Genomic DNA, 19,563 nt, shown 5'->3' on the forward strand with positions numbered 1-19,563 from the left:
CTCAGGCCGCGGGCACGACGCGAATGATCATCTCGTCGACGTTCGGCATGTGACTCTTCACCACGGCCTCGGCCTCGGCGGACAGACGGTCCGCGTCGGCCAAGCTCATCGATCCCACCCGGACGACCGCATCGCCGTGCAGACGGTGGCCGACCCACCGCAGCCTGAGCTGTTGCACCGATTCGATCTCGGGAAGGTGGCTGAGGGCGTGCTCGGCGCGGTCGACGAGTTCCGGTTCGATGCCGTCCATGAGCCGGCGTCCGACGGAACGGATCGTCCCGATCAGGAGCACGCCGATCATGACGGAGATAAGCAGCCCAACGATCGGATCGGCGAGCGGGAAGCCGAGCAGCACGCCGATGCCGCCGGCGACGACGGCGAGGGACGTGAACCCGTCGGTGCGGGCGTGCACGCCGTCGGCGACCAGCGCCGCGGATCCGATCTTGCGACCCACGCGGATGCGGTAGACGGCGACGGCCTCGTTGCCGAGGAAACCGATGATCCCGGCCGCGATCACCCAGCCGATGTTCACCATAGGCCGCGGGTGCAGGATCCGGTCGATTGCCTCCCAGGCCGCGATCACCGAGGACAACGCGATCATCAGGACGATGAACAGCCCGGCAAGGTCCTCGGCACGGTTGAACCCATAGGTGTAGCGGCGGGTCGCGGCACGGCGAGAGAGCACGAACGCGATCCACAGCGGGACGGCGGTGAGCGCGTCGGAGAAGTTGTGGATCGTGTCGGCGAGCAGCGCGATCGAGCCGGAGAACGCGAAGATCACGGCCTGCAGTATGGTCGTGGCGAGCATGATCACGAGACTGATCTTCAGCGCCCGGATTCCCTCCGAGTGCGCCGCCATCGCATCATCGATCGACTCCGCGGCATCGTGAGAATGCGGCACGAAGATCCCGTACAGGAAACCCTTGAACCCAGTGGGATGCGCGTGATCGTGGTCGCCATGGCCGTGGGAAGGGCCATGGCCGTGGGAAGGGCCGTGGTCGTGGGAATGGCCGTGGTCGTGGTCGTGGTCGTGGCGGTGGTCGTGGTCGTGGTCGTGGTCGCTGTACGCGGGACGGTGGTCGTGTGCAGATTCGCCCGGGTGGGCGTGGTCGTGTGAACTCATGCTTCTTCTCGCTCCGCGACGTGGTGACGGGGACTGTCTCCCAGGGAGTGCTCGGCCTGGAGGATCGCGTCGGTGACGAGTTGGGCGGCGTGCTCGTTCGCGAGCCGGTAGAACACGCGCTGGCCCTCCTGCCGGGTCGCCAGGATCCGCGCCATCCGCAGCTTCGCCAGATGCTGCGACACCGCGGCCGCCGACTTGTCCACGATGTCCGCGAGATGGTTCACCGACAGCTCATCGTGGCGGCGAAGCGCCAGGATGATCCGGACCCGCGTCGCGTCCGCGAGAAGCCCGAACACCTCGACAGCGAGTTCCACGTACTGACTGTCCGGGTCCAAGCCGCATAGTTGCGTATCTGCGTCCATACGCAGATTATTGCATACTCGTGCTCGACATCGGTCGAGGACACCGGTTGCTGGCCATGCTTAGGCGTACGGCGCAGGCGAATGCCTGTCCCGTATGCTCGCCTTCATGTCTGGAGGATCGCGCGCACGGTCGCACCCGAAGGGTTCGTCCCGCGCCGTGATTCGCCGACGCTGGATCGCCGTCGCCGTTGTCGCCCTGCTCGCCGTCGCCCTGGTCGCAGTCGTCGCCACGACCGCCCTGCACGCGTGGTCCGGATCCTCCAAGCCGGAGACGGGTGCAACGCCCGTGACTGAGACGCCTAAGCCGACCCCGCTCTCCCCCGTGCAGGCGCTGCTGAAGACCGCCGTCGACCCGGCGAAAGCGTGCGCGGTGTCGTTCCAGGGTGACGGGATCACCCAGGCGCCGATGCTGCAGACCGAGGGTGTGCTGTACACCGGGCTGCCGATCCCGGAGCGCGCCGGATCCGTGTTCGCCGGCTGGTACCCGACCCCCGAGGCCGCGCAGGCGCAGGTACAGACCGACCGGGTGAACGGGTCGCAGCTGACCGCCTGCAGCGATCATCAGCGCACCCTGTACGCCGCCTGGACCTCGCCCGAGCAGAACACCGCGACGGCGGCGAAGATCCCCATTCTGATGTACCACTGGTTCACCACCAAGCCCGGCGGCGAAGACAACTGGCTGCACGGGAACTACATCTACATCGAGGACTTCAAGGCGCAGATGGCGTATATCGCGAGCTCGAAGTTCTACCTGCCCACCTGGGACGAGCTGAACGCGTTCATCGACGGCAAGCTGTTCCTGCCGCAGCACTCGCTGATCATCACCGACGACGACAACGAGCCAACATGGTTCCAACTTGCGGTCCCGGTCGTGACGGCGGACAAGCTGCTCGCAACCTCGTTCGTGATCACCAGCACACGACAGGAAGGATCCCCCTCCCCCTACGTTCTCCAGCGGTCGCATACCAACGACATGCACCGCGCCGGGGACAACGGCAAGGGCCGGATGGTGAACCTGTCCGCCGACGAGGTCGCCGCCGACTTGGAGAAGTCGGCGCAGATCCTCGGCACGAAGGAAGTGGTCGCCTATCCGTTCGGCCACTACAACTCGACCGCCGAGGAAGGCGTGACGAAGGCCGGATTCCCTCTGGCGCGGACCACGGAGTACGGGATGGTGAAGATCGGTACACCGAAGCTTGAACTCCCCGTGGTCCGCGTCAACTACGGTGACACCGCCGACGATCTGAAACGCGTGATCGGTTGACAAGTCCAAACCTGTCACTTTGGTTCCCCAGTTCAACCGGCGCTTAGCCGCCTCAGATTGGCAGTACAGTCCCCACGATGAGGGTCTGCACCCATGACATCAGCATCGTCCAGGCGCCGGTGATCATGAGCGCGCCGACTCCGATCATGGTTGCACCGCCGACCAAGTTGATCGCTCTGACGTGCCGGCGCAGGAATCCGATTGTGGTGGTGGCCCACCCCATACCGGCCGAAACAAGGATGAACGGGAGCCCGAGGCCGACACAGTAGGCGATTGCAAGGACGGCACCTCGCCCGGCGGAGGCGGTGGTGAGGCTGAGAGCGGAGATGGCAGCGAGCGTCGGGCCAAGGCAGGGGGTCCAGCCGAGGCCGAATGCGAGGCCGAGGAGAGGTGCACCCGCTACCCCGGTGGGGGGCTTGAAGGAGATTTTCGCGCTGCGCTGAAGTGGTCGGAACAGACCGATGAAGACGAGTCCCATGAGGAGGACGATGGCGCCGAGGGCGCGTGTGAGTGCGTCCTGCCACCGGATCAACCACCCTCCGACGGCACCGAATGCGGCACCATAGGCGATGAAGACCAGGGAGAAGCCGATGGTGAACAGTCCCGCTCCGGCGACGGGGCGCCACCGGCTTGTTGTCGTCGAGGTTCCCGTCACGTACCCCAGGTAACCCGGGACCAGTGGCAGCACGCAGGGCGATGCAAAGGACACGAGTCCGGCAAAGAGCGCGAGCGGGACTGCTGCCCAGAGCTGCCCGTTGGCGATAACGGTGGTCACTTGGTGGCGCCCTCGCTCAGCGCACTTTGAATCAGTGCTGCAAGCGTGCCGCGGGAAGGGAGCTGCCCCAAGATGCGGGACGCCATACGTCCTGTGCGGTCGAGGACGAGTGTCGTGGGAACGGCGTTCGGTGCTGCTTTCCCGGAGAACGCGTATTGAACGGCGCCGGAGTTGACGTCGAGTATTGACGCGTAGGTGACACCGAACTCCTTCTCAAACGACATCGCTGTCCCTGAGCTGTCTCGGACATTGACGCCGACAAAGACGACACCTTCGGGTGAGAATCGCTCGTTCAGTGCTTGAAGGTCCGGAGCTTCCGCCCTGCAGGGCCCGCAGGCGGCGTACCAGAAGTTGACGACGACAACGGAGCCGAGCCAGGTGGTGGAGTCTGCGTTTCCGCCACGCTCGAGCGGTCCCGCGAAGGTGACCGGGGCATCGCGTTTCGCCGCGGGGACTTCCACGATGGTGTCATCGCCGGATGCGTATCCGGTGGTTCCGCTTCTCTGCAGCGGTTCCAAGCCGGACGGGCGGCTGGTGGTGCATCCGGTCAAGACAAGAAGGGCGGAAAGCCCGACGGTGAGGATCGATACCACTAATCTCGGTCGGCGAGTGTGGGTGCCTCGCGAGAGAACCCGTTGGGGTAGCTTTTTCATTGCTCTCCTTGAGGAGCCGAGGTGTGGATGTGGATGCGTTCAGTCCTCATGAACGGGCGGTGGGTGTTTTGCGGCCGGCGAAGATTGCTCCCGTGATGATCAGCAGCACTCCGGTCGGGTAGCCGGCGACGAGGTCGAGCCAGCCCGGCGGTTGGCCGGGGCCGAAGATCTCCAGGTGAGCGAGCCAGTGGACCAGAGCGACGGCGGCGCCGATCCCCATGATGATCTTCCCGATGAGGACGATCCTTCGGTGTCGTCGCCAGCGGGCAGCCTGGTCGTTCGGCGCGGGCGGGTTGCTGGGTGTGCGAGCCATGGTGAGGTTCCTTTCCTGGTTATTTGAGGCCGGAGTAGGAGTGCAGGCCACTGAAGAAGACGTTGACGATGCCGAAGTTGAACACGACTGCGGCGAAGCCGACGATGGAGAGCCAGGCCGCCCTGGCGCCTCGCCAACCGCGTGTGGCGGTGGCATGGAGATAGGCGGCGTAGAGGACCCAGACGATGAAGGTCCAGACTTCTTTGACGTCCCATCCCCAGAACCGGCCCCATGCGCGGCTGGCCCAGATCGCGCCGGCGATGAGCGTGAATGTCCAGAGGATGAAGCCGATGATCGTCAGCCGGTAGGCGAGGCGGTCCAGGTTCTCAGTGGTCGGGACGGTGTCGAGGAGACGTTTGACGCGCGGCCCCCGCGACCGTTCACCACGGTGTTTGACCAGGTACAGCGTGCTGACGAGGAACGCGAGCCCGAGGAATGCGGTTGCGAGCATAGCGATCATGACGTGGATCACCAGCCACGCAGATTGCAGGGCGGGCATGATCGGCACCACGGGGACGTAGAAGCTCACGGTCGCGACGCCCAGCAAGAGCACGACCAGGCCGAGTACTGCTGCTCCGAGATAGGCGAGGCGCACTCGCATCGAAACGATGAGGAAGGTGGCGATGATGAGCGCGGTCCCGGTCAGCGAGAACTCGAACATGTTGGCCCAGGGGACGCGGTCCGCGGCGACTCCGCGGAGGACGGTCGCTGCGACCTGGAACACCCACCCGAGGACGGTGAGCGCGTATCCGGCGCGCGCCGCCTTAGACGCACGGTCCGCTCGGGGTTCCGAGTCGACGCGGTCCGTCGTGTCGGGCTCGGTGTAGGTGGCTCGTCGCGCCGGGGTCTGCGCGCCGACTGCGGCGACTTCGGGAACGGGCAGGTTGACCGGGGCAGTGCGGCGCGCGAGATCGATCGTGTAGGCGACGAACGCGGCCGCGTAGATGGTGATCGCGGAGTACACCATCAGAAGCGAGAGCGATTCAAGATAGGACGTCATGCGCGGTCTCCTTTGTTGTCAAGCGTGGTGTGCAGTCGGGCGATGAAGGCATCGACGATGGGTTGTAGGCGCGGGTCGTCACCGCGGGCGAGTGCCCCGATTTCGATGTCGGCGCCGTGGTCGCGGCGGGTTGTGCGTACCCAGACCCGTCGTCGTGGCACGAACAGTGAGAGGGCAAGCCCGGCAACGGCGGCCGCGACGGCAGCAAGCATCGGGCCCTGGGTGGGGTCATATGCGATGTCCAGTGACGCGAACCGCGGGATTGTGGTCAGTTCGATCGAGCCGAGGCCGTTCGGGAGCGGTTGACGAACGTTGGGGGTCAGTTGGATTCCGGGCGTCGCTGTGCCGCGGCCGGCCACCTTCGTCAGGCGAGACGTGTCCAGCGTGTACACGGATACGGGTACGCCGCTGTTGAGGCCGAGATCTCCGACGTAGACGTCGAGGGAGACGACCGGGTCGAGGAGGTCGGGATAGCTCGAGTAGGAGGCACCAGCCGGTGTTCTGGCATGCGTGGGATAGAAGAGCCCGATCATGCCGACCTGCTTCGCAAGACCGTCGGGGACCTTGATGACGCCGAGGCTGGTCAGCTTCGAGTCTTGCGGGAGGAACGGAATCGAGTCGCTGAACACGACGGCCCCCGCGGGGTTTCGGACCGTGATTGTCGGCGCGTAGCCGTTCCCGAGTAGGAAGATGTCGGTGCCGTCCACAGGCATCGGATCGTTCACCCGGATGTCCGCCTTCTGTTTGCGGCTGTTGCTCTCAACGGTGACCGCGGCGTCGAAGTCTCGCGGCATCCCGAGCGCATTGAGGTTGTCGCTGACGTACCCCACCCGGAAGCTGTTCAGAGTGAGCGCGAACTTCGGGATCTGCGCGTCGGTGACAAAGCGGCCGGCGGTGAATGAGTCGTAAGCGATTCGAGTGCTGGCAAAAGTTTGTCCCTCGACCAGGACGCGTTGTCCCGTGAACCTGAAGCCGCTCCCGATCGCGAGGACCAGCAGAATCGCCAACAAGGCGATGTGGAACAAGAGATTCCCCGTTTCACGGAGGTACCCTCGCTCAGCGGCAATGGACTGCTCTGTCTCCGTGCATACCCGGACCACGCGATAGCGCTGGCGCCGTAGTTCCTGTTCAGCCGCTTGCAAGACGTCGGTCTCCCCTCTCGTCTGATGGTGCGTGCGGCCGTACGCTGCGAGTCGGGACAGGTTGCGGGGCGTGTCCGGCGGCGATGCGCGAAGAGCTCTGGCGTGATGCCGGATCCGAGGGATGACACAGCCAACCAGCGAGATGAACAGCAGGAGGTAGATCGCGGAGAACCATGTCGACCCGAACACGTCATGGAGCTGAAAGAGGCTCACCGCCCACGCCCACCCGGTGCTGTCCCGATCGAATGTGATGACGCCATTCGGGTCAGAGGACTGCTGCGGGACAACCGAGCCGGGCACTGCAGCCAGGGCCAGGAAAAGCAGCAGCACCAGCGCGGTCCGCATCGAGGTGAGCTGCCGCCAACCCCACCGCGCCCAACCGCCGATCGTCAGACTCGGCCCCGCTACTTCGTCCTCCCCCGCGACGTGCCCGGAAGGCAGGCCGGCGTCGGTGTGCGCTCGCTCATTCGTTGTCGACATGGAGAGCCTTCCCCTCGAGCGAGAACCGGAAGGTGATGGCCGCGCCGAGGCGTGCGATCAGAATCAGCGCGGCGAGGGTGAAGGTGATGGGGGTGAGCATTCAGGTTCCTACGCTCGAGAGTTCATGGTTGGTGAGGTTGCGCATGTCCCGCGTCAAGTAGTTGGCAGGATTTCTTCTCTTTCAAAGGTGGGGATGGTGGGGTCGGCCAGGCCCAGGTGCACCTGCATCGGCCTGTTCCAGGCGATCGCCTCGTGCGGCCGCTCGGTGTTGTACTCGACCCGGTAGTCCTCGGCGCGTTCGATCAGCGTCAAGGCGTCGGGGATCTCATCGAGGAACAATCGCTCGTACTTCAGCGTCCCGAACCCGCGTTCGCGTGACCCGTTCTGCCCGGGCGAGCGCACCCTCGTGCGGACGTGCCGCAGCTCGGGGTGCCGCATGATGAACAGCTCGAAGTTCAGCGACCGGAACGGGCCGCCGTTGTCGGTGACGATCGTCACCACCGGCAGCACCTCACCCGTCTCTTCATCGACCTGACATTCGTCGACGAGCGGGTGCTCGAACATCTGCTCGTAGTCGGCGAGGGCGAGTTCGATCGCGGCGATCGCGTCGTACTGGTTCGCGGTCGGCGACACGTGGAACGGGTACTCGAGCTTCGAGTACCAGTCCCGGCACCCCGCGATCCGCCAGGTCCCACCGGTCGTGGTCTCGAACTCGCTGAAGTCCAGCTGCCAGACCTGGTTCGGTCCGGTCGGGTTCCGCGCGAACGCTGCCTTCCGCTCCTTTGCCAGCTCGCGGCGCTGCTTCTGGTACTCCGACGGCAGGATCAGCCCGTCATCGCGCATCAGGCGCAGCACGGTCGCCTGCGACACCTTGTGACCGTCGTGCCGAGTCAGCGCCCAGATCTTCCGATGCCCCCACGCCGGCTTCGCCAACGCATGCCCCGTCACCAGCGGGCGGGCGGCGTCCCTTGCAGGCTGCGGCCAGGGCCCCTTCGTCGGCCGGTCTTGCTTCGCCTTGGCCTGCCAGCGCCGCCAGGTGCGTTCGGGCATGTCGATCAGGCGGCAGAACCTCGAGGTCGACATGCCCGCCTCCATGCGGATCACCTCGAGGTCCTCGAAGGGCCCAACCGGCCCTCCGCACTCTTCTTCCACACCCGAATCTCGACGGCCGCCTCACCCAGCGCCTGGGTCAGATCGGCGACCTCCGCCTCGAGCTGCTGCTCCCGGGTCGACGGCCCCGTCTTGCCAGCGGCCAGGCCGGTCTTGCCAGCCTCGAGGAAGTCCGCCTTCCACCGGCCGATCGACTGCTCGCTGACCTTCTCACGCCGAGCCGCTTCAGCGATCGTCATCTCGCCGGCGAGGATGCTCAGCACGATCCTCGTCTTCTTCTCCACCGGGATCACTGGTGGTCTACCCATCGTCAAACACTCCGCTCAGGACTCAATCAATCGTCCTGCCACAAAGTCTGACGCGCGACACGCAGGCACGTGTCGGGGTGCTGCGCGTGCGAGTGATCTCCCGCCAGCGGGAGCGCGTCCTGGCACGGAGCGGTTGGGACGCCGGGCAGCATGTCTCCGAGGCGTGTCACCACGCCCTGGAATCATGCGAGAGCATCACTGCACGGCGCGAGACGCTGCCGGGCCCGAGAGATCGGCAAGCCACGGCCGTCTAGAAGACGCCGGGCGCCGAAACTACGCGGTGATCACCCGAGAATGGGTGACGTCGCTGATCAGGTTCTACTGACGGAAAGCACCGTCAACGAAGGCGCAGGGGCGCGTGTCACGCTATCGCGCGGGGGTGCCGCCGACACCAGACCGGAGCCTCTCGCAACGGCGAGAAGCGTGTCGCCCCGTGATCGGCCAATCAACATGAGAAGCGACAGAGCCGACGCGAGTGCGAGAATGCACTCCACTGCCGTCATCGCTCGAGGACCGTCACAGAAGACGGACCCGCACGCTTCGGGGACAGCGACGGGGGTCGACGTCCCTTCCGTGGCATGAGAGTGCAACCCCGTCACCGATACAGCGGACACGGTAGGCGTGGCCAGACTGGCTTGGTCTTCTTCCAGGCCGAGCGAGTGCATCGCCAAGATCCCGGCGATCAGAGGGATGACGGCGATCAGCAAGAGCAAAGTGCGTCGACGCGACGAGCCCCGTGGGCGGAACTCCGTCCGAAATGCTCTCACTCTGACGCTCCTTCAGGACGCAGTCTACCGCCGCCCCCTTCGAGCGACATGCCAACCAGCTCCATCGGTCAGATGGTTGGGGGGCGCTCACGCTCGGGCCGACCGCACAGATACGCGGTACCCCTACTGGGTATTGAGGTACACTGTACCCCTACTGGGTATGCAGAGAGGGGTGGAGATGGCTCACGGATATGTGGATGACAAGCAGGCTCTGCTGGCGCGACTGCGTCGGGCGGAGGGGCAGGTGCGTGGCATCGCGCGAATGGTTGATGAGGACGTGTACTGCATCGACATCCTGACCCAGGTCTCGGCGGCAACGAAAGCGCTGGAATCGGTTGCGTTGACGCTACTGGAAGACCATCTCGGACACTGCGTTGCGCAGGCGACGGCGGAAGGCGGACCCGTCGCGAAAGAGAAGCTGCAAGAGGCGAACTCCGCGATCGCGCGTCTGGTCCGCTCCTAGACGAACACAAGACAAACCTATTTTTTTGGACAGCTCGCGAAGGGAGCTCATCATGACGGAACAGGGAATCAAGGACCTCGGTCTGCAGGCGACGAACGGCGGAGGGTGCGCGTGCTGCAGCCCCACTCAGAGCGCGGCACCGACAGAAGCCGGCACGCCCACGGCGGCCGAGTCGGCACAGTTCTTCGTGACCGGGATGACGTGCTCGCATTGTGTAAGCAGCGTCACCGAGGAGATCTCCGCGATCGCGGGGGTTTCCGAAGTCTCGGTGGACCTGCACGCGGGCGGGGTTTCCACGGTGACGGTGTCGAGCGGGGCCCCGGTGGACGCGGAGCAGGTGCGGGCGGCGGTCGAGGAGGCCGGGTACAGCCTCGCCCCCGCCTCATGAGCACCGTCGACGTCGATCTCGACATCATCGGGATGACGTGTGCGTCCTGCGCGAACAGGGTGGAGCGGAAGTTGAACAAGTTGCCTGGGGTTCAGGCGACGGTGAACTTCGCCACCGAGAAGGCCCGGGTTCATGCCGAGGGCCAGGTCGCCGTGGAGCAGTTGATCGCGGCGGTCGAGCAGGCAGGGTACGAGGCATCCGTCCCGGCTCCTCCCGCTGCCTCCGACGACGAGCGGGTGGCAGCCCCGCAGGACGCTGAGCTCGCGTCGTTGCGGCACCGGTTGATCATCTCGGCGGTGCTGGCGGTGCCCGTCGCGGTGCTGTCGATGATCCCCGCCTTGCAATTCACCTACTGGCAGTGGCTCGCACTCACGCTGGCCGCTCCCGTCGTTGTGTGGGGGGCGTGGCCTTTCCACCGCGCCGCGGCGATCAACGCCCGGCACGGAGCGGCAACCATGGACACGCTGATCAGCCTGGGTGTGCTCGCCGCGTTCGGTTGGTCGCTGTACGCCTTGTTCTTCGGCGGGGCAGGGATGCCGGGCATGACGATGAGCGTCACCTTCGTCGGTATCCCGCAGGCGGGTGGCCACGAGATCTACCTGGAAGTCGCCTCCTTGGTGACCGTATTCATCCTCCTCGGCCGCTACCTCGAGATCCGGGCTAAGCGGCAGTCCGGCGAAGCGCTCCGAGCGCTGCTCGAGCTCGGAGCGAAAGATGCCGTCGTCATCCGTGCTGGCGCCGAGCTGCGCATCCCGGTCGGTCAGCTCGTCCCCGGCGACATCGTCGTGGTACGACCCGGAGAGAAGATCCCCGCGGACGGTCTGGTCACTGAGGGAGTTTCGGCAGTCGATGAGTCGATGCTCACCGGCGAGTCGGTCCCGGTCGAGGTCGGCCCCAGCTCCCGCGTGGTCGGTGCGACTGTGAACACCGGCGGGCGCCTGCTGGTGGAGGTCACTCGTGTTGGCGCCGACACTGAATTGGCCCGCATGGCCAGGCTCGTCGAAGAAGCACAGACGGGCAAAGCCCAGGCGCAGCGCCTCGCCGACCGCGTGTCCGCGATCTTCGTTCCCGTCGTCATCGCCCTCGCCCTGATCGCCTTCGCTGGCTGGCTGATGGCAGGGGCCGGCCCTGAGATCGCCTTCACCGCCGCAGTGACGACGTTGATCATCGCCTGCCCCTGCGCACTGGGGCTCGCCACACCGACCGCATTGCTGGTCGGCACCGGCCGTGGCGCTCAACTGGGCATCCTCATTCGCGGCCCGCAGGTGCTCGAACAGACTCGCCGTGTCGACACCGTCGCGCTGGACAAGACCGGCACCATCACCGCTGGCACCATGACGATCACGGGCAGCAATGCCGCCGCGGGTACCGACATGGCTGAACTGCTCCAGTTCGCCGCCGCCGTTGAGCACGGCTCCGAGCACCCCATCGGCCGTGCGATCACCGGCTCGGCCACCCGCGTTGTCAGTGCGGTGGAGTCGTTCGCAGCCGAGCCCGGGCAGGGAGTGCGGGGCATCGTCGATGGCCATCTGGTCGTCGCCGGTCGGGCCTCCTGGATCACCGCCCAGTGGGCACTACCGATCCCCGAGGAGCTGAGCGCTGCGATTGCAATCGACGAGGCGGCCGGGGCGACAGTAACGGTTGTCGCCTGGGATGGGCAGGTGCGAGGCACGATCAGTGTTGCCGACACCATCAAACCCACCAGCCACGATGCGATCGCCCGACTTCGCAGTCTCGGGCTGACCCCAATCCTGCTCACGGGTGACAATCCCGGTGCCGCGCACACGATCGCCGAGGCAGCCGGGATCGACGATGTCCGCGCCGGGGTTACCCCCAAGGGCAAGCTCGACACCATCCGTGACTTGCAGGCCGCGGGCAAGGTGGTCGCGATGGTGGGCGACGGCGTGAACGACGCGCCGGCCCTTGCCGCTGCGGACCTGGGGATCGCGATGGGCACCGGCACGGACGCGGCCATCACCGCCGCAGACCTCACCATCGTCTCCGGAGATCTGGTGCTGGTGCCGGATGCGATCCGACTAGCCCGCCGCACCCTCGGCACGATCAAGGGGAACCTGTTCTGGGCGTTCGCGTACAACATCGCCGCGATCCCGGTCGCGATGCTCGCGCTGCTCAACCCGATCCTCGCCGGCGCCGCGATGGCGTTCAGCAGCGTGTTCGTGGTCACCAACAGCCTCCGACTCCGCAGCTTCCGACCCTTGCCTGCCCCGGAGGCAACCACAACGGCACCCACCCGCAACACCGTCCACGCCCGTACCTGAACACCTTGGAGAAGAACCAGTGACCCACGAGCATGAGCATGACCTGCATGACCACCACGGCTCGCACGACGGGCACGGCGGACATGAGCAGCACCATCACGAGCCCCCGACGGGTGCGACGAACCTGGTGACCTGCCCGGTGATGCCCGGCAACAAGGTCGACGCGGCATGGGCCGAACAGCGGGGACTGTTCCGCGACTACGACGACACCAGGTACTGGTTCTGTTGTGCGGATTGCGGACCCTTGTTCGACGCCGACCCTGCCCGTTACGCACGCGCGGTCTGAGGACTCGGCGCGCAAAGCGGCATGGCGGGAACCGGCCCGGCCGCACACGATTTGACTTTCGGCCGTAAGCTGGATTGCAGAAGGGAGGTGGCAAGTGAACAGGATCCAGGCGCGCACGCGAATCTCAGCGGGCATGTCTCGACTGCTGCTTGTCCCTCTCGCGACCCTCGCGATCATTGCCGGACTGTTGGCAATGCACACTTTCACGGGAGCGGAGTCGGCTTCCGTTCAGGCAGCCACGTCTGCACGTGTCCATGAGCAGATCCCAGCCGCCGACGGCTCCCCCGCCAGCGCTTCGATGGCAGGGACCTACGAAGTACATCCGGCGTTCTGTGTGGGAAGCTGCGAAAGCCCGATGGGCATGCCGGATCATTCCGTGCTGATGATGATATGCGTGCTGGCTTTGCTGACCGCGGTCATCACCCTGTTGGCTCCTGCCTTGATATCCCTGTTCGCCTCAGTGTTCCTGCCTCCGTGGAAGCGCGGACGGACTGTTCTGTTCGCGCTACCGCACCCGCGACCGCCCTCACTGGTCGTCCTTTCTATTAGTCGAACCTGATTCTGTGGTCCGCCTCGCCCGCCGCGAGTAGGACCGTTCGCGCTACTCAGCGCACCGAATCTTCATCGTTCGACCAATACGACAGGACCCTTTCATGCGTTTCCGTACCCTTTCGCTCTCCGGCAGCGTTATCGCCGTCGCCCTCGTTCTCGCAGGCTGCACCGGCACCGGTGGTTCCATGCCGGGCATGGACATGGGCTCGGGCGATACGTCCAGCAGCACGTCAGCACCGTCATCCACGACAGCCAAAACGGCTGACGAGATGTTCGTGACGATGATGATCCCGCATCACGAACAGGCCATCGCGATGTCCGACGCAATCCTCAAGAAGACCGGGATCGACCCGAAAGTGACCGCGCTCGCGAAGCAGATCAAAGCGGCGCAGTCCCCAGAGATTCAGAGCATGCAGGCCTGGCTGAAGGCTAAGGGCATGTCGACCGACTCCGCCCCGATGACCGGCATGGGCATGATGTCCGACCATGACATGACCACGCTGGACTCCGCCACTGGCTCGGATGCAGCCCGACTGTTCCTGAGCGGCATGATCGCGCACCACCAGGGTGCTATCGAAATGGCCCGCTCCGAACTGAGCGACGGCAAGGACGCTGACATGCGTGCCCTCGCCCAGAAGGTGGTCGACGGGCAGACCGCCGAGATCACCACGATGAAGGACATTCTCGGTTCCCTCTGACGTGACATCTCGGGCCGGGCGCGGTGACCGCTATCCCCCGGCCCGGGTGTCGTCCGCATTCGCGTCGTCACGCACGCCGCGGACCCACCTTCGAAGGAAGCTCCCCATGACATCACGGCTCCACCGCGCCATCCGCGGGGTCCCGTCAAACCGTGCGAAGAACGACACGCGGGTTGGCCCTCGCCGTTCCCACGCCAAGAGGCGCGCCGTCACATTGATCGGTTTGTCCGTGGGTGGAGTACTGCTGCTGGCCGGCTGTACAACAGCGGTCGCCCTGGACACATCCCCACCTATTGCGGCCTCGTTCGGTCACGTTCACGGCATTGTCGGGCTCGCCGATGACGCGGTGCTCCTCGGAACTCACAGCGGGCTGTACAAGGTCACCAAAATGGGCATCGTAATGGGGCCGATCGGCGGCAACGACTTCGACGCGATGGGGCTGACTGGAACACAGGACACGCTCTTCGCCTCCGGACATCCCGGTCCAAAGACGGCCGCCCTGTTGGGTACCCCGAACCTCGGCGTCATCGAAAGCGTTGACTCCGGAGTTACCTGGAAGCCTGTCGCGTTCACCGGAACAGACGACTTCCACGTCCTCACCGCGGCATCCGATGGCACGATCTACGCGATCAGCTCGACCTCGCCCGCCATGCGGATCAGTCACGACAAAGGAGCCACATGGTCCAACGGCGCGACCATCCCTGCCGCCGATGTCGCCATTGCCGCAGACAACACCCTGTATGCGGCGACGCCTGAGGGCCTGCTCCAGAGCGAGGACAGCGGTGCGACATTCACCACGGTCCCGGGGGCGCCACTGCTCTATCAGGTTCAGGCTGACTCATCCGGGGCGCTGGTGGGAGTTTCGACCGACGGCATCCTGTGGCGTCTCGCCTCTGGGTCGTGGACTCGATTCGGGACCGCGACCGGGACCGTCCAGGCGCTCGGAGCGGTTGGGGACGGGACGATCGTGCTGGTAGATGATCGCGGCGTCGTCCAGATCCGCGACGACAAGCCCACCGTGCTGAAACTGTCCCACCCGAAATCATGACGACCAACTGGAATCGCGCCCTTGCCCGCCCGCGGAACGTCGAACCCACGAATGAGAGGCTCTCATGAACGATCACCGCAACACCGTCGTGCTGGAGGTGTCCGGAGTGCAATGGGCCTCGTCGAAGGCCGTCGCCGAATCCGCTCTGTCCCGCCGGCCCGGCGTCGTCGCTGTGGAGGCCAATCCCGTCGCCCAGACAGCAAACATCACTTACGACCCCTCGGTCACGTCGGTCGCTGAACTCCGGCGGTGGGTCACCGAATGCGGTTACCACTGCGCCGGACAATCCGTTCCGGACCACATCTGCGACCCAGCCGAGGGCGAAGGTCACGGCGCCCATCACGCCGACCATGTCCAACACGATCCGGCAGATCTCGCAGCCCCCAACACGGGTACTGTCGGGAGCCACGCCGGGCACGCCGCAGTGTCCGCGACAGGTGGGCACGATCACGCCCAGGCCGCCGCGCACAGCCCACAAGACATGATGGGCCACGGAGGACATCACGGTGCGATGTCAATGGACGCAATGGTCCGGGACATGCGAAACCGGTTCCTGGTCGCGTTGATCCTGTCCATCCCGATCACCCTGTGGTCACCGATCGGACGGAAGGTGATCGGATTCTCCGTGCCCGCCCCGTTCGGGCTGCGCGACGACGTGTTCATGCTGATCCTCTCGCTTCCGGTGATCTTCTACTCCGCGTGGATCTTCTTCGACGGCGCCTACCGCGCCCTGCGCGCCCGCACCCTGGACATGATGGTCCTCGTCGCGGTAGGCGTCGGCGCCGGCTGGCTCTACAGCCTGGTCATCACCCTGACCGGCGGTGGAGAGGTGTTCTACGAGGCCGCCACGGTCCTGACCACCTTCGTCCTGCTTGGGCATTGGGTGGAGATGCGCGCCCGGGGCGGCGCGAACGACGCCATCCGTCGGCTGCTGGAACTGGCCCCCGCCCGCGCGGTCGTGATCCGTGACGGTAACGAGGTAGAGATCCCGACCTCCGAGGTCGTTCCCGGCGACCTCATGCTGATCCGCCCCGGCGCGAAGGTCCCCACCGACGGACGCGTCGAGGACGGCGAATCCGAGGTCGATGAGTCGATGGTGACTGGCGAATCCATGCCAGTCGAGAAGGCACCCGGCTCGGAAGTGATCGGCGCGACCGTGAACACCGTCGGCACTCTCCGGGTTCGCGCCACGAAGGTCGGCGCAGATACAGCACTCGCACAGATCGTGAAGCTGGTCCAGGAAGCGCAGAACTCTAAGGCTCCCGGGCAACGGCTCGCCGATCGCGCCGCGTTCTGGCTTGTCCTGGTCGCGTTGATCGGCGGCAGCCTCACGTTCCTGGTGTGGCTTCTCGTCGGCGCCGCGTTGCCCACAGCGATCCTGTTCGCGATCACCGTGGTGGTCATCACCTGTCCCGACGCTCTCGGTCTCGCGACACCGACGGCGATCATGGTCGGTACCGGCTTGGGCGCCAAGCGCGGCGTGTTGTTCAAGAACGCGTCGGGGATCGAGTCCGCCGCTCGGATCGACACCGTCGTGCTCGACAAGACCGGCACGCTCACCAGGGGCGAACCGGAAGTCACCGACTACCTCCCTGTCGGGATGGAAGACCTCGAGATGCTCGCCCTCGCCGCCGCGCTCGAGCGAGAATCAGAGCACCCACTGGCGAAGGCGATCGTCAGCTATGCCGACAGTCGGAACATTCCCCGGCGCACCGCGACCGCGTTCCGCAACGTCACCGGACAGGGTGCGATCGCGACCGTCGACGGCCGACCAGTGATCGTCGGCAACGCGCGACTGATGGCAGCCCAAGGCATCGATATCTCCCCGGTCGCCGCCACCCAGAAAGCTCTCGCGGACGGGGGGCGGACCGCCATCCTGTTCGCCGTCGACGGGAAAGCCGCAGGCGTCATCGCTCTCGCCGACGCGCCCCGCGACACCGCGAAAGCCGCAATCGACGCCCTCCACGAGCAAGGAATCCAGGTGGCGATGCTCACCGGCGACAACAAGCCCACCGCCACCCGCATCGCTGCACTGCTCGGCATCGACACCGTGATCGCGGATGTGCTCCCGAAGGACAAGTCCGCCAAGATCGCCGAGCTGCAGGCATCGGGGCGGAAGGTCGCGATGGTCGGCGACGGCGTCAACGATGCTCCCGCTCTCGCTCAGGCCGACCTCGGCATCGCGATCGGCGCCGGCACTGACGTCGCCATCGAAACCGCCGACGTCGTCCTCATGCGATCCGACCCGCTGGACGTGGCGATCGCGTTGAAGATCGGCAAAGGCACCCTACGGAAGATGCGGCAGAACCTCGGCTGGGCCGTCGGGTACAACACGATCGCGCTGCCGATCGCAGCAGGGCTGTTCTACCCCGCCTTCGGGATCATGCTCACCCCCGAGATCGCCGCGATCAGCATGTCCGGGTCGAGCGTAATCGTTGCCGTCAATGCACTCCTACTAAAGCGACTCCGCCTTCCCGCACAGGTCGCGCCCGCACCCGCGGCACCCGCAGTAGCCGGAAAGGACCGCCCATGACCGCCCGGGGATTCCTGCCCCGCACCTCAATGAGTCGCCGCACGTTCCTCGGATTCAGCGTCGGCGTCGCAGCCACCGTCACCCTGGCCTCCTGCGCCCCCGCCCCAACCTGGATCCAACCGGACAGCTCACAGGTGCGGGACGCGGAACGTCGCCGGCGCGGCACCGGCCGGGTCACCAACGTCACCCTCACCGCTGCCCGAACAGAACTGGACCTGGCCGGCGTGACCGCATCGACCTGGGCATACGGTGCCGTCCCGGCACCGGTGATCCGCGCCGGTGCCGGCGACACCCTGAAAGCGACCGTTCACAACCAACTCCCCACGGATACCTCCATCCACTGGCACGGGGTTGCGTTGCGCAACGACATGGACGGAGTGCCACCGATCACGCAGCAACCCGTCAAGGCAGGAAATAGCTTCGGCTACGACTTCATCGCCCCCGACCCCGGGACCTACTGGTTCCATCCCCACACGGGTGTGCAACTGGATCGCGGCCTGTACGGGGCGCTCATCGTCGAAGACCCCGCGGAGCCGGGACGTTACGACGACGAGTGGGTCATCGTCCTCGACGACTGGCTCGACGGTGTCACCGCCACACCCGACAAAGTCCTCAAAGAACTCTCCGCCGGGATGGCCGGCATGGGCGGAATGGGTGACATGTTCATGCGCATGGGCAACACCCTGATGGGCGCAACCTCAGACATTCTCGCCGGTGACGCTGGCGACGTCTACTACCCGTATTACCTCATCAACGGGAAACCTCCCGCCGACCCATCCCAGTTCACGGGCCGACCCGGTGACCGCATTCGGTTGCGGATCATCAACGCAGGCAGCGACACCGCGTTCCGACTTGCTATCGGCGGCCACGCCCTGACTATCACCCACACCGACGGGTTCCCCGTCGACCCGGTCGAAGTCGACAGCATCCTCATCGGCATGGGCGAACGGTATGACGCGCTCCTCACCCTCGGCGACGGCGTCTTCCCACTCGTCGCACAAGCAGAAGGCAAACGCGACCGAGGGTTTGCACTGATCCGCACCGCCGACGCAACCCCACCCGACCGCGATGTCGCCCTCCCCGAGCTGTCCAGCAAGAGAATCGGCACCACCGCCAGGGTTGGCACCGCGGCCAAGCTCACCGCATCGAAACAGGTCGTGTTGTCCGAGCGGCGACCCGACCGCGAGATATCGATTCCACTCACCGGCAGCATGGAAGCGTACGACTGGGCGATCAACGAACAGCGTTTCGACATGAGTCGGCCCCTCGGCAACGCATACGAAGTCCGGAGCGGGGAACGAGTTCGGCTCACGGTGACGAACAAGACCACGATGTGGCACCCATTCCACCTGCATGGCCACACGTTCCAGCACTCCGACAACGGGCCACGCAAGGACACCTCGATCATCCTGCCCGGGAGAAGCCTCACGGTCGATTTCGACGCGGACAACCCGGGGCTCTGGGTCGCGCACTGCCACAACCTTTACCACGCCGAGTCCGGAATGATGACCGTCATCGGCTATTCGAACTAACCCCACGACAATGCCACCCGCTCAGTTCCAGCCAGAAACGAGACGCCAGAGACGTCCTGTTTCGCAAGTCGAGACGAGCCGGCCCTATGAGGCCAATCCGCTTACCCGAGGAGCACTCATGAACTTACGAAATACTGAACCTCACGTCACCGGTCCGGAGATAGCGAACACATCGGGCGCGAGCACAGACAGTCCCCTCCCCGGCTCCCGCCGGTACCTGCGCTGGCAGGCCGCTCAGAACGCGGCCCCGACAACAAGGCTCACCGATCCATCGCCGTTCCGAAGCCCAGTCCAGAACCAACCTGACGTGCCACGGCAACGTACCATTCGTCCCCCAGAGCGGACCTCATCGCAGCGGCGGGCAGGATTCAAAGGCGCCACCATCCCCCCGCAGCCGGACGCGGCGCCAGCCAGCGCGGCGATGAGTCCGACAAGACGGCGCCAAGTCGTCGAGCGCGCTAGCAAAGGCGTGGGGGCGGTTTTCGCC

Annotated in this window: 21 protein-coding genes; 11 read left to right on the forward strand and 10 right to left on the reverse strand. The window is 65.6% G+C overall.

The window, feature by feature from the left end; genetic code table 11:
• Position 1: 1 nt before the first annotated feature.
• Positions 2-901 (reverse strand): cation diffusion facilitator family transporter, encoded by a 900-nt coding sequence (locus tag ACYQ1L_RS10590; RefSeq protein WP_460004120.1) that lies wholly within the window; start codon positions 899-901, stop codon positions 2-4.
• A gap of 36 nt (positions 902-937) precedes the next feature.
• Between ACYQ1L_RS10590 and ACYQ1L_RS10595 the strand changes: the two genes are divergently transcribed.
• Positions 938-1,117 (forward strand): hypothetical protein, encoded by a 180-nt coding sequence (locus ACYQ1L_RS10595; RefSeq protein ID WP_460004121.1) that lies wholly within the window; start codon positions 938-940, stop codon positions 1,115-1,117.
• Positions 1,118-1,119: 2 nt separating this feature from the next.
• On the opposite strand, the gene ACYQ1L_RS10600 is transcribed toward ACYQ1L_RS10595, so the two are convergent.
• Positions 1,120-1,485 (reverse strand): ArsR/SmtB family transcription factor, encoded by a 366-nt coding sequence (locus ACYQ1L_RS10600; protein ID WP_460004122.1) that lies wholly within the window; start codon positions 1,483-1,485, stop codon positions 1,120-1,122.
• A gap of 106 nt (positions 1,486-1,591) precedes the next feature.
• On the opposite strand from ACYQ1L_RS10600, the gene ACYQ1L_RS10605 reads away from it, so the two are divergent.
• Positions 1,592-2,749 (forward strand): polysaccharide deacetylase family protein, encoded by a 1,158-nt coding sequence (locus tag ACYQ1L_RS10605; RefSeq protein WP_460004123.1) that lies wholly within the window; start codon positions 1,592-1,594, stop codon positions 2,747-2,749.
• 52 nt (positions 2,750-2,801) lie between these two features.
• Here ACYQ1L_RS10605 and ACYQ1L_RS10610 read toward each other — a convergent pair whose 3' ends face one another.
• The 8 genes from ACYQ1L_RS10610 to ACYQ1L_RS10645 all read right to left on the reverse strand — a co-directional run bounded on the left by ACYQ1L_RS10610 (position 2,802) and on the right by ACYQ1L_RS10645 (position 9,297).
• On the reverse strand, positions 2,802-3,524 hold the full coding sequence (locus tag ACYQ1L_RS10610; RefSeq protein WP_460004124.1) for a cytochrome c biogenesis CcdA family protein: 723 nt from the start codon (positions 3,522-3,524) through the stop codon (positions 2,802-2,804).
• Complete coding sequence (locus ACYQ1L_RS10615; protein WP_460004125.1) at positions 3,521-4,117, reverse strand: TlpA family protein disulfide reductase; 597 nt, start codon at positions 4,115-4,117, stop codon at positions 3,521-3,523. Before ACYQ1L_RS10615 ends, ACYQ1L_RS10610 begins: the two co-directional genes overlap by 4 nt.
• Positions 4,118-4,223: 106 nt before the next feature.
• Complete coding sequence (locus ACYQ1L_RS10620; RefSeq protein ID WP_460004126.1) at positions 4,224-4,490, reverse strand: hypothetical protein; 267 nt, start codon at positions 4,488-4,490, stop codon at positions 4,224-4,226.
• Positions 4,491-4,509: 19 nt separating this feature from the next.
• Complete coding sequence (ccsB, locus tag ACYQ1L_RS10625; RefSeq protein ID WP_460004127.1) at positions 4,510-5,490, reverse strand: c-type cytochrome biogenesis protein CcsB; 981 nt, start codon at positions 5,488-5,490, stop codon at positions 4,510-4,512.
• Positions 5,487-7,112: a cytochrome c biogenesis protein ResB gene (resB, locus tag ACYQ1L_RS10630; protein WP_460004128.1), complete on the reverse strand. Its 1,626-nt coding sequence runs from the start codon at positions 7,110-7,112 to the stop codon at positions 5,487-5,489. Before resB ends, ccsB begins: the two co-directional genes overlap by 4 nt.
• A 153-nt stretch (positions 7,113-7,265) precedes the next feature.
• The gene (locus ACYQ1L_RS10635; protein ID WP_460005739.1) at positions 7,266-8,207 is read right to left on the reverse strand and encodes a transposase; all 942 of its coding nucleotides are present in this window, start codon (positions 8,205-8,207) and stop codon (positions 7,266-7,268) included.
• A 5-nt stretch (positions 8,208-8,212) separates the two neighbouring features.
• Entirely contained in the window at positions 8,213-8,530 is a 318-nt protein-coding gene (locus ACYQ1L_RS10640; protein WP_460002273.1) for a transposase, read from the reverse strand.
• Positions 8,531-8,841: 311 nt separating this feature from the next.
• Positions 8,842-9,297, reverse strand: coding sequence for a DUF6153 family protein (locus tag ACYQ1L_RS10645; RefSeq protein WP_460004129.1), 456 nt, complete (start codon positions 9,295-9,297; stop codon positions 8,842-8,844).
• 178 nt (positions 9,298-9,475) lie between these two features.
• On the opposite strand from ACYQ1L_RS10645, the gene ACYQ1L_RS10650 reads away from it, so the two are divergent.
• From ACYQ1L_RS10650 to ACYQ1L_RS10690, 9 genes are all read left to right on the forward strand, one after another.
• On the forward strand, positions 9,476-9,760 hold the full coding sequence (locus tag ACYQ1L_RS10650) for a metal-sensitive transcriptional regulator (RefSeq protein ID WP_292720608.1): 285 nt from the start codon (positions 9,476-9,478) through the stop codon (positions 9,758-9,760).
• A 52-nt stretch (positions 9,761-9,812) separates the two neighbouring features.
• Positions 9,813-10,148, forward strand: a complete 336-nt coding sequence (locus ACYQ1L_RS10655; RefSeq protein ID WP_460004130.1) for a heavy-metal-associated domain-containing protein — start codon at positions 9,813-9,815, stop codon at positions 10,146-10,148.
• On the forward strand, positions 10,145-12,427 hold the full coding sequence (locus ACYQ1L_RS10660; protein ID WP_460004131.1) for a heavy metal translocating P-type ATPase: 2,283 nt from the start codon (positions 10,145-10,147) through the stop codon (positions 12,425-12,427). The genes ACYQ1L_RS10655 and ACYQ1L_RS10660 overlap by 4 nt, the downstream gene beginning before the upstream one ends.
• Before the next feature lie 19 nt (positions 12,428-12,446).
• Complete coding sequence (locus ACYQ1L_RS10665; RefSeq protein ID WP_460004132.1) at positions 12,447-12,713, forward strand: YHS domain-containing protein; 267 nt, start codon at positions 12,447-12,449, stop codon at positions 12,711-12,713.
• Positions 12,714-12,846: 133 nt separating this feature from the next.
• The gene (locus ACYQ1L_RS10670; protein WP_460004133.1) at positions 12,847-13,272 is read left to right on the forward strand and encodes a DUF6153 family protein; all 426 of its coding nucleotides are present in this window, start codon (positions 12,847-12,849) and stop codon (positions 13,270-13,272) included.
• Between the two features lie 94 nt (positions 13,273-13,366).
• Positions 13,367-13,963 (forward strand): DUF305 domain-containing protein, encoded by a 597-nt coding sequence (locus ACYQ1L_RS10675; protein ID WP_460004134.1) that lies wholly within the window; start codon positions 13,367-13,369, stop codon positions 13,961-13,963.
• A 106-nt stretch (positions 13,964-14,069) separates the two neighbouring features.
• Complete coding sequence (locus ACYQ1L_RS10680; protein ID WP_460004135.1) at positions 14,070-15,011, forward strand: F510_1955 family glycosylhydrolase; 942 nt, start codon at positions 14,070-14,072, stop codon at positions 15,009-15,011.
• 64 nt (positions 15,012-15,075) lie between these two features.
• Positions 15,076-17,544 carry a heavy metal translocating P-type ATPase gene (locus ACYQ1L_RS10685; protein WP_460004136.1) on the forward strand — a complete coding sequence of 823 codons (2,469 nt, stop codon included), beginning with the start codon at positions 15,076-15,078 and terminating at the stop codon, positions 17,542-17,544.
• Positions 17,541-19,076 carry a multicopper oxidase domain-containing protein gene (locus tag ACYQ1L_RS10690; protein WP_460004137.1) on the forward strand — a complete coding sequence of 512 codons (1,536 nt, stop codon included), beginning with the start codon at positions 17,541-17,543 and terminating at the stop codon, positions 19,074-19,076. The genes ACYQ1L_RS10685 and ACYQ1L_RS10690 overlap by 4 nt, the downstream gene beginning before the upstream one ends.
• Positions 19,077-19,563: the final 487 nt, after the last annotated feature.

It is taken from the genome of Microbacterium xylanilyticum (assembly GCF_054654695.1).

Bases quoted from the DNA above. Each gene is read 5' to 3' on its own strand.
- ACYQ1L_RS10600 (WP_460004122.1), bottom strand. From the start codon at position 1,485: ATGGACGCAGATACGCAACTATGCGGCTTGGACCCGGACAGTCAGTAC.
- ACYQ1L_RS10660 (WP_460004131.1), top strand. From the start codon at position 10,145: ATGAGCACCGTCGACGTCGATCTCGACATCATCGGGATGACGTGTGCG.
- ACYQ1L_RS10685 (WP_460004136.1), top strand. From the start codon at position 15,076: ATGAACGATCACCGCAACACCGTCGTGCTGGAGGTGTCCGGAGTGCAA.
- ACYQ1L_RS10620 (WP_460004126.1), bottom strand. From the start codon at position 4,490: ATGGCTCGCACACCCAGCAACCCGCCCGCGCCGAACGACCAGGCTGCC.
- ACYQ1L_RS10605 (WP_460004123.1), top strand. From the start codon at position 1,592: ATGTCTGGAGGATCGCGCGCACGGTCGCACCCGAAGGGTTCGTCCCGC.
- ACYQ1L_RS10635 (WP_460005739.1), bottom strand. From the start codon at position 8,207: ATGGAGGCGGGCATGTCGACCTCGAGGTTCTGCCGCCTGATCGACATG.
- ccsB (WP_460004127.1), bottom strand. From the start codon at position 5,490: ATGACGTCCTATCTTGAATCGCTCTCGCTTCTGATGGTGTACTCCGCG.
- ACYQ1L_RS10655 (WP_460004130.1), top strand. From the start codon at position 9,813: ATGACGGAACAGGGAATCAAGGACCTCGGTCTGCAGGCGACGAACGGC.
- resB (WP_460004128.1), bottom strand. From the start codon at position 7,112: ATGTCGACAACGAATGAGCGAGCGCACACCGACGCCGGCCTGCCTTCC.
- ACYQ1L_RS10690 (WP_460004137.1), top strand. From the start codon at position 17,541: ATGACCGCCCGGGGATTCCTGCCCCGCACCTCAATGAGTCGCCGCACG.
- ACYQ1L_RS10675 (WP_460004134.1), top strand. From the start codon at position 13,367: ATGCGTTTCCGTACCCTTTCGCTCTCCGGCAGCGTTATCGCCGTCGCC.
- ACYQ1L_RS10650 (WP_292720608.1), top strand. From the start codon at position 9,476: ATGGCTCACGGATATGTGGATGACAAGCAGGCTCTGCTGGCGCGACTG.
- ACYQ1L_RS10680 (WP_460004135.1), top strand. From the start codon at position 14,070: ATGACATCACGGCTCCACCGCGCCATCCGCGGGGTCCCGTCAAACCGT.
- ACYQ1L_RS10640 (WP_460002273.1), bottom strand. From the start codon at position 8,530: ATGGGTAGACCACCAGTGATCCCGGTGGAGAAGAAGACGAGGATCGTG.
- ACYQ1L_RS10595 (WP_460004121.1), top strand. From the start codon at position 938: ATGCGCGTGATCGTGGTCGCCATGGCCGTGGGAAGGGCCATGGCCGTG.
- ACYQ1L_RS10670 (WP_460004133.1), top strand. From the start codon at position 12,847: ATGTCTCGACTGCTGCTTGTCCCTCTCGCGACCCTCGCGATCATTGCC.